The 7,978-nt window shown below is 51.3% G+C and carries 7 protein-coding genes; 5 read left to right on the top strand and 2 right to left on the bottom strand.

The window, feature by feature from the left end; translation table 11 throughout:
* The first annotated feature begins 47 nt into the window (after positions 1 to 47).
* The 5 genes from rsmB to rsgA all read left to right on the top strand — a co-directional run bounded on the left by rsmB (position 48) and on the right by rsgA (position 6,424).
* Positions 48 to 1,379: a 16S rRNA (cytosine(967)-C(5))-methyltransferase RsmB gene (rsmB, locus tag QVO97_RS01690; protein WP_022358691.1), complete on the top strand. Its 1,332-nt coding sequence runs from the start codon at positions 48 to 50 to the stop codon at positions 1,377 to 1,379.
* A gap of 75 nt (positions 1,380 to 1,454) precedes the next feature.
* Positions 1,455 to 2,519, top strand: a complete 1,065-nt coding sequence (gene rlmN / locus QVO97_RS01685; protein WP_022358690.1) for a 23S rRNA (adenine(2503)-C(2))-methyltransferase RlmN — start codon at positions 1,455 to 1,457, stop codon at positions 2,517 to 2,519.
* The gene (locus tag QVO97_RS01680) at positions 2,516 to 3,262 is read left to right on the top strand and encodes a Stp1/IreP family PP2C-type Ser/Thr phosphatase (RefSeq protein ID WP_022358689.1); all 747 of its coding nucleotides are present in this window, start codon (positions 2,516 to 2,518) and stop codon (positions 3,260 to 3,262) included. Before rlmN ends, QVO97_RS01680 begins: the two co-directional genes overlap by 4 nt.
* Positions 3,259 to 5,505: a Stk1 family PASTA domain-containing Ser/Thr kinase gene (gene pknB, locus QVO97_RS01675; protein WP_022358688.1), complete on the top strand. Its 2,247-nt coding sequence runs from the start codon at positions 3,259 to 3,261 to the stop codon at positions 5,503 to 5,505. The genes QVO97_RS01680 and pknB overlap by 4 nt, the downstream gene beginning before the upstream one ends.
* Before the next feature lie 25 nt (positions 5,506 to 5,530).
* Positions 5,531 to 6,424, top strand: a complete 894-nt coding sequence (rsgA, locus tag QVO97_RS01670) for a ribosome small subunit-dependent GTPase A (protein ID WP_022358687.1) — start codon at positions 5,531 to 5,533, stop codon at positions 6,422 to 6,424.
* Between the two features lie 194 nt (positions 6,425 to 6,618).
* Here rsgA and QVO97_RS01665 read toward each other — a convergent pair whose 3' ends face one another.
* Together QVO97_RS01665 and QVO97_RS01660 are read right to left on the bottom strand one after the other, a co-directional pair.
* Positions 6,619 to 7,197, bottom strand: coding sequence for a M48 family metallopeptidase (locus tag QVO97_RS01665; RefSeq protein ID WP_369678365.1), 579 nt, complete (start codon positions 7,195 to 7,197; stop codon positions 6,619 to 6,621).
* The gene (locus QVO97_RS01660) at positions 7,160 to 7,585 is read right to left on the bottom strand and encodes a hypothetical protein (protein ID WP_022358685.1); all 426 of its coding nucleotides are present in this window, start codon (positions 7,583 to 7,585) and stop codon (positions 7,160 to 7,162) included. Before QVO97_RS01660 ends, QVO97_RS01665 begins: the two co-directional genes overlap by 38 nt.
* Positions 7,586 to 7,978: the final 393 nt, after the last annotated feature.

The following is a 7,978-nucleotide window of genomic DNA, read 5'->3' as shown; positions in this document are numbered from 1 at the left end:
GATTTTACAGCTTCTGCGTCTGATTATATTATTTGGAGGACGACGCGATGACTGATGGAACTGCGCTGCGTGAAATAGCGGCCGAAATTTTGACCGAGATTCTGGAAAAGGGACAGTATACACATCTGGCCCTTTTTCAGGCTCTTTCTAAATATCAGTATCTGGAAAAATCAGACCGCTCGTTTTTAAAACGGATTGTGGACGGGACGGTGGAGTATAAAATCCAGATTGATTATATTATCAACGCATATTCCAAAACAAAAGTTCATAAGATGAAACCGTTTATCCGCACACTTCTGCGGATGAGCGTGTACCAGATTTATTATATGGACCGTGTACCGGATTCAGCGGCGTGCAATGAGGCGGTGCGCCTTGCGAAAAAACGCGGATTTTCCGGACTTTCCGGCTTTGTAAATGGTGTGCTGCGTTCTGTGGCGCGTGGAAAAGGCAAATTGACCTTCCCGGATGATTCAGTGCGGTATTCAATGCCGGACTGGATTTTATCTCTCTGGAAGGAAAACTATGGGGCAGAGACGACGCACAGGATGGCACAGGCTGGTCTGGAGAAACGTCCGTTTATGGTGCGGTTTGCCGAGAGCCGTGCAGGGAAAGAAGAGATTCTTGCCTCCCTGTCCGCCCAGGGCGTGACGGCAGAGGAGACAGCGGCGGGAAGCGGCGTTTACCGTCTGACGGGAGTGGACTATCCAGAGAGTCTGGATGCGTTCCGCGAAGGACTAATCCGGATTCAGGATCTGAGTTCGTCGCTGGCTGGTGATGCGGCGGGTATTAAAGAGGGTGATTTTGTACTCGATGTCTGTGGGGCGCCGGGTGGAAAAGGGCTTCATGCGGCGGATCTGCTGCACGGAACTGGACAGGTTGAGATCCGGGATGTGAGTGATTACAAGGTATCTTTGATCAAGGAGAATATTGCCCGCAGCGGCTGTACAAACGTCTCTGCCTGCGCCTTTGATGCGTGTGAATTCGATGCTTCGATGGAGCAGAAAGCGGATGTGGTCATTGCCGATCTGCCGTGTTCAGGACTTGGCATTATCGGACGCAAGCCGGATATCAAATACAACGCTTCAATGGACGGAATCCGGGACCTGGCTGCATTGCAGCGGCAGATGCTGTCGGTGGTCTGGCAGTACGTGAAGCCGGGTGGAGCGCTGGTTTACAGCACCTGCACGGTCAACCGTCTGGAAAATGATGAAAACAGGGCATGGTTTTTAAACGAATATCCATTTGAGCCGGTTGATATCAGTGGTCGTCTGGGGATTGATTTTCAGGAAGACAGCCTGAAAGAGGGATACATCCAGCTCTATCCGGGCGTTCATCCGTGTGATGGATTTTTCATCTCTGTGATGAAAAGAAAAGGATAACTGGACGGAACAGTGTATGAATAAATATAGGAAAGACTCCGAGAGTGCATATAGGAGAGAGGGAGGCAGTCCGATATGGAAAAGCAGGATATAAAATCAATGACGCAGGAGGAACTGCGAGCCTTTTTGGTGAGTCTGGGCGAAAAACCATTCCGGACCGCCCAGATCTATCAGTGGATGCATGAAAAACTGGCATCTTCCTTTGACGATATGACAAACCTTTCCAAGGTACTCCGGCAGAAGCTGCAGGACGCGTGCGAGTATGTATCGCTGGAAAAGGTACGGGTGCAGATTTCGCAGATCGATGGAACCCGCAAGTACCTGTTCCGCCTCGCGGACGGCAATGTCATCGAGAGTGTCCTGATGCGTTATAAGCATGGAAATTCCGTTTGTATTTCCTCGCAGGTGGGGTGTCGGATGGGCTGCCGTTTCTGTGCTTCGACCCTGGACGGCCTGGAACGGAACCTGCGCCCGTCGGAGATGCTGGACCAGATTTATCAGATTCAGCGCGATACAGGCGAACGCGTTTCCAACGTGGTTGTGATGGGATCGGGTGAACCGCTGGACAATTACGATAACCTGATCCGCTTTATCCATCTTTTGACGGAGGAAGGCGGACTGCATATCAGTCAGCGGAATGTGACGGTTTCCACCTGTGGGCTGGTTCCGAAGATCCGGGAGCTGGCAGATCAGGGACTGACCATCACGCTGGCACTTTCTCTGCATGCGCCGAATGACGAGGTGCGGAAGAGCCTGATGCCGATCGCGCGTACATATGCGTTAAAGGATGTATTGGCGGCCTGTCATTATTATTTTGAAAAAACGGGACGCCGCATGACGTTTGAGTACAGCCTGGTGCAGGGAGTCAACGACAATCTGGACGAGGCGCGCGAGCTGGCGGCGCTGATTCAGGATCAGCACGGGCATGTGAATCTGATTCCGGTCAATCCGATCAAGGAGCGCTCTTATGTACAGTCGGGACGGAAAGCGATCGAAGCATTTAAGGGATGTCTGGAATCTAAGGGAATCAATGTGACAATCCGGCGCGAGATGGGGCGCGACATAGACGGTGCCTGCGGACAGCTCCGGAAGAGCTATATGGATAAAGAGCAGGAGAAAGAAGGTGCGGCGGTCAAATGAAAGCATACGCACTGACGGATATCGGAAAAATGCGTAAGGTCAATCAGGACGCCCAGTTTGCCAGCACGGAGCCGGTGGGAGAACTCTCCAACCTGTTTGTCGTGGCGGACGGAATGGGCGGTCATCAGGCGGGAGATTTCGCTTCGCGCTATCTGATCGAGCATATGCCGGAATATATCAAAGAGAGTGGTGAGAATGAGCCGGTCGCGGCGCTTCGAAAGGGGATCGAGGCAGTCAATCAGGAACTTTATTCCCTTTCCTGTGAGCGCGAGGAGCTTGCCGGCATGGGAACAACGCTGGTAGCGGCTTCCATTCAGGGAAATACACTCTATGTGGCAAACGTGGGGGACAGCCGTCTCTACCGGATTGAGCGCTCCGGCATTCATCAGATTACCCGGGATCATTCCTACGTGGAGGCGATGGTCTCGCTGGGACAGATGAGCCGCGGCAGCCGGGAATATGAGACGAAGAAAAATATCATTACCCGCGCAGTCGGGATCGGTGGGCATGTGGAGCCGGATTTCTTTGAGGTTTCACTGAACCCGGGCGATTACATACTGCTGTGTTCGGACGGGTTAACCAATATGGTGGATAATTCAGCAATTTACCGGATGGTGCTTCTGCCGGGAACCCTGGATACCAAGGCAAGGGCGCTCACGGCGCTCGCAAACCAGAACGGCGGGAAAGATAATATCGCGGTCATATTGATTGACCCGCAGATCAAGGAGGTGAGAGAATCATGATGCTGAAACCGGGAACTTATCTGCAGGATCGCTATGAGATCCTCTCACTGATTGGTACGGGCGGCATGTCAGAGGTGTATCAGGCAAAATGCCACACTCTGAACCGTCTGGTGGCGATCAAGGTTTTAAAGGATGAGTACAGCCAGGATGCGAATTTTGTCAGCAAATTCAAGATGGAGGCGCAGGCGGCGGCAGGGCTTTCCCATCCAAATATTGTGAGTGTTTATGACGTTGTGGATGAGGGCAGTCTTCATTATATCGTCATGGAACTCATCGAGGGAATCACGCTGAAAAGCTACATTCTCAAGAAAGGTCATCTGGGCGTCAAAGAAACGATTGGAATTGCCATCCAGGTAGCGCAGGGGCTGGCAGCGGCGCATGACCAGCATATTGTGCACCGGGACATCAAACCGCAGAATATGATTATATCGCGTGACGGCAAGGTGAAGGTGGCGGATTTCGGTATTGCCAGGGCTGTATCGTCCCAGACGATCGGGGTCAATGCGGTCGGTTCCGTGCATTATATCTCGCCGGAACAGGCAAAAGGAAATTATAGCGACGGACGAAGCGATCTGTATTCACTGGGAATCACGATGTATGAGATGCTAACAGGAAAACTTCCGTTTGACGGGGATACTCCGGTTTCAGTGGCACTGGCACATCTGGAAGAACCGGTGCAGCCGCCGAGCCGCATCAACCCGGAGGTGTCGGCAAGCCTGGACCGCATTATTTTAAAATGTACCCAGAAAAAGCCGGAACGCCGTTACCAGAATGCGTATGAGCTGATCGCGGATCTGCGCCATGCGCTGGTGGATCCAAACGATGATTTTCTGAAAAAAGAACCGGAATTTGATGAAAATTCCCCGACAGTCGTGCGCGGGGCAGAGGAACTGAACCGCCAGATGGAGGCACAGAGAAATCGAAATCTGGAACAGACGATGGAACATCCGGCAGTGAGTGAAAAGACCGGACCGGTTCCGACAGAAAATGAACGTGGTGAGGTAGTCTGGAAAGAGCCGGAACAGCCGGAGAAAGAGATAGAAGGCTGGCGGGAAGAAGAGACGGATGTCTATGAGGAAGAAACCTCAAGGCGCCCAGACCGTAGGCGGAAGGGACGCCGTATAGAAGAAGACAGCGAGGATGTCAATCCGCAGATGGAGCGCCTGCTTACGATGATTGGAATCGGTGCAGCCGTATTGATTGTGGTGGTTGTGATTGTCATTGCTGCGAAGTTGACAGGCATCTTTAATCTGGGCTCTGGTAGTCAGAAGTCTCCGAAGACGACCGTTGAAGCTTCTTCGGAGGCGTCTGAGAGCGAGAGTCTGGAATCAACGGAGTGCAGGGTTCCGTCGCTGGACGGCATGACGGAGGATGAGGCGAAGACAGCATTGGAAAAGCAGTCGTTGAAAATCCGTTATGAATATGCAAAGTCGGAAACCTCTGAAAAAGGGAAGGTCATCGGTCAGAGTATTGCCAGCGGCACGGTTGTCTCGAAACAGACGGAAGTTATCGTCACGATCGGAGAAGGCAATGAGGCAATAGATTTGACGAAACTTGGACTGGAAGAGATGTCCGGCGAGGATGCAGAGACGCTTCTGGCAGAAGAAAATAAACTGACCGTAGTAGTGCAGAAAGAGAGCAGTGATACGGTTGCCTCCGGTATAGTGATCCGATACAGCCCGTCCAGCGTGGATCCGGGCGGTACGGTGACGCTGTATGTCAGCACAGGTCCGAACGTACCGACGGTACCGATGCCGAGGATTACAGGGCTTTCAGAGGAAAATGCAAAAGTTGTTCTGGAAGCGGTCGGATTAGAGCTTGGCGAGCGCAAGGAAGCGAAGAGTTCGGAAGTGGCAAAGGGCAGGATCATCAGTCAGGATGTCCTGGAGAAAACAGATACACCAGAGGGAAGTGCCATTGGCTATACAGTCAGTCTGGGAAAAGGAACCCGCTATGTGGCGGCGATCAACGATGAATTCCAGATGAGTGAACTGTTTGGACCAAGTTCCGGAGATACGCATATCCGCGTCAGTATTGTGATGAAGCAGACAATTGCCGGCAATACTGTGACTAAGACGGTCATGGAACCGAGGGAGATCGGCGGCGATATCACGCTTCCGATTCATTATAATATCGAGGGAGCGGACGGTGTGCAGACAGGCGAGCTGCAGATCCTCGATCTGACGAACGATCGGGTTCTAAAAACGTATCAGCTTGAATTTGTGGAAGTTTCAGATAATTAATAAGAGGTAGTTGTAAGGTACAGATATGCAGGGAAAGATAATTAAAGGGATCGGCGGTTTCTATTATGTACACGACGGTATTGGAAAGGTATATGAATGCCGTGCAAAGGGAATTTTCCGAAATCGCGGCATCAAGCCGCTGGTAGGCGATGACGTGGAGATCAGTGTTCTCGATGAGGAGAAGGCGACAGGCAATCTCGATGAGATCCTTCCTCGTAAAAACCGTCTGATCCGCCCGGCGGTTTCAAATGTTGATCAGGCGGTGGTGGTTTTTGCCATCACCGATCCGATGCCAAATTTAAACCTTCTCGACCGCTTCCTCGTCATGATGGAACGGCAGGAAGTTCCGGTCAGCATCTGTTTCAACAAGATTGATCTGGTCGATGCAGCCGAGCAGGAGAAGCTGCGTGCGATCTATGAACCGGCGGGCTATCCGGTGCATTTTATCAGCACCTACGAAAAATCAGGGCTGGAGGAGTTTCATCGGTTGATCATTGGGAAAACAACGGTGTTAGCAGGACCTTCGGGTGTCGGAAAATCGTCGATCACGAACTTTATCCAGCCGGAGGCACAGATGGAGACGGGCGGTATCAGTGAGAAGATCCGCCGGGGCAAACATACGACGCGCCATTCAGAACTGTTTTTCGTGGAAGAGGGCACCTATATGATGGATACGCCAGGGTTCAGTTCTCTCTATATCGAGGATCTGGAGCCGGAGGCGCTCAAGGACTTTTTCCCGGAATTTGAGGCATATGAGGATGAATGCCGTTTCTTAGGCTGTGTCCACATTGGCGAGCGCGAATGCGGCGTCAAGACGGCGGTGCAGGAGCATAAGATCGGGCAGAGCCGGTATGACAATTACCGTTTGATGTATCAGGAATTAAAAGAGAAAAAGAAATACGGCAGAAGCAGCCGTTGAGGATATTATACAAATGTACTCTCGGAGTCTTTTTGTATTTGCTTTTGTGGCTGATTTTCCGCCAGCCGCACCCGAATTTCATCAACGTACGCACCGCGTACGCCTCAGAAATTTGGGCACAACTGACAAAAAATCATCTCTCAAAATCAAGCACAGAAAGATTCCGAGAGTACATCTATGTCTGTGCTTCTTTTCTATATCACATACTCCCTAAGCCGCCTGCGCCGTTCCCGCCAGTCCGGCAGTATCTTCTCCACCTGCGTCCAGAAACGCGCGGAATGGTTCATTTCCAGTCGGTGTGCCAGCTCATGGACAATCACATAATTCATCAGATCCTCCGGCAAAAGTGCCAGCCGCCAGTTAAAATTTAGGTTTCCAGCTGCGCTGCAGCTTCCCCAACGCGTTTTCTGGTTCCGGATTGTGATTTTTCCATAGGTTACGCCCATGCACGCCGCATATAAAGCAACCCGGGGCATGAGCACCGGGCGCAGCTTTTCTGTGAAATTTCGGATTTCTTCCGCTCCATATGTTTTCCGGTTCCTCTGGCGTTCCACCGCTTCTTTATAATGGACTTCAATCCAGTCGCGGTGTTCCTCGGCAAACCGCATCGCAGCCTGCACCGAAGCTCTCCTCGGAATCCGGAGTACCAGGCGTCCTTCCGCCGTGATCTGGATGGCAATCGTCTTCCGGGAAGACCGAACCACCTCACATGGAATCAATCCTTCTTCCGGCTCATCAGATAACGGAGAATGCCATGGGTTTTGTATCCTCAAGTATTGCATACAATTTCCCGTCTCTTTCATCGATTGTGCGCGCCGCATCTTCCAGTGCGCGTTCCAGACGTTTTTCCAGTTCTTTCTTCTCATCATCCGCCGCTTCATCCCGGATTACTTCCAGGCAGTAATCATCTGCCAGGCGGGCAGCCAGCATCTGTACCAGACCATCCAATGTCTTCTCCGGTGTCTCCAGAATTTTCTTAAACTCCGGATCCTCCGGCTGTTCTTCTGTATCCATCTCATACGGATCCCGCTCGTTCATCTCAATCACATTCATCCATTCCGGTTTTTCATCGGCATTGGTAAAATTCATCTGACCGACCAGGCAGTCGTAAATCTCTGCCTCGCTCGATATCTGCTTCATATCTAACTGAACTAACTGCATCTCTTCTCCTTTCCGCTGTGTCAGAATCCGTGATGCATCTCCCAGCTTCTTCCCAGCCTTTCTATTTTATTCTGCCCACTTAAAACCTACGCGTTCAGCAGCGCCACCGCTGCAAAAAACGGCACCAGCCATTTCGCGACAGAACCAATTTTTATCAGATATTCTGTTTTCATAATTCCTCCACGCGGTCTTTCATAGAAACCGCAAAGCTATCTGCCTTGATAGGGACAGCCCTATTATTATATCGGTCATGCGGTAAAAAGTCAATTCCGGGCTGTCGTAAACGGAATAAAGAATGTGCTCAGGGTTACGGTTCGCACACGTGTGCCCATCAACGGGATTTTGCCGATACTGCACATTCCAAATCGACAAAATCTGCTGCCAGAACTGTAT

It is taken from the genome of Clostridium sp. CAG:43 (assembly GCF_000434655.1).
Taxonomy (GTDB): domain Bacteria; phylum Bacillota; class Clostridia; order Lachnospirales; family Lachnospiraceae; genus Otoolea; species Otoolea fessa.
Note: the sequence above shows the minus strand (reverse complement) of the source record. Positions and strands in the feature narration are given on the sequence as shown.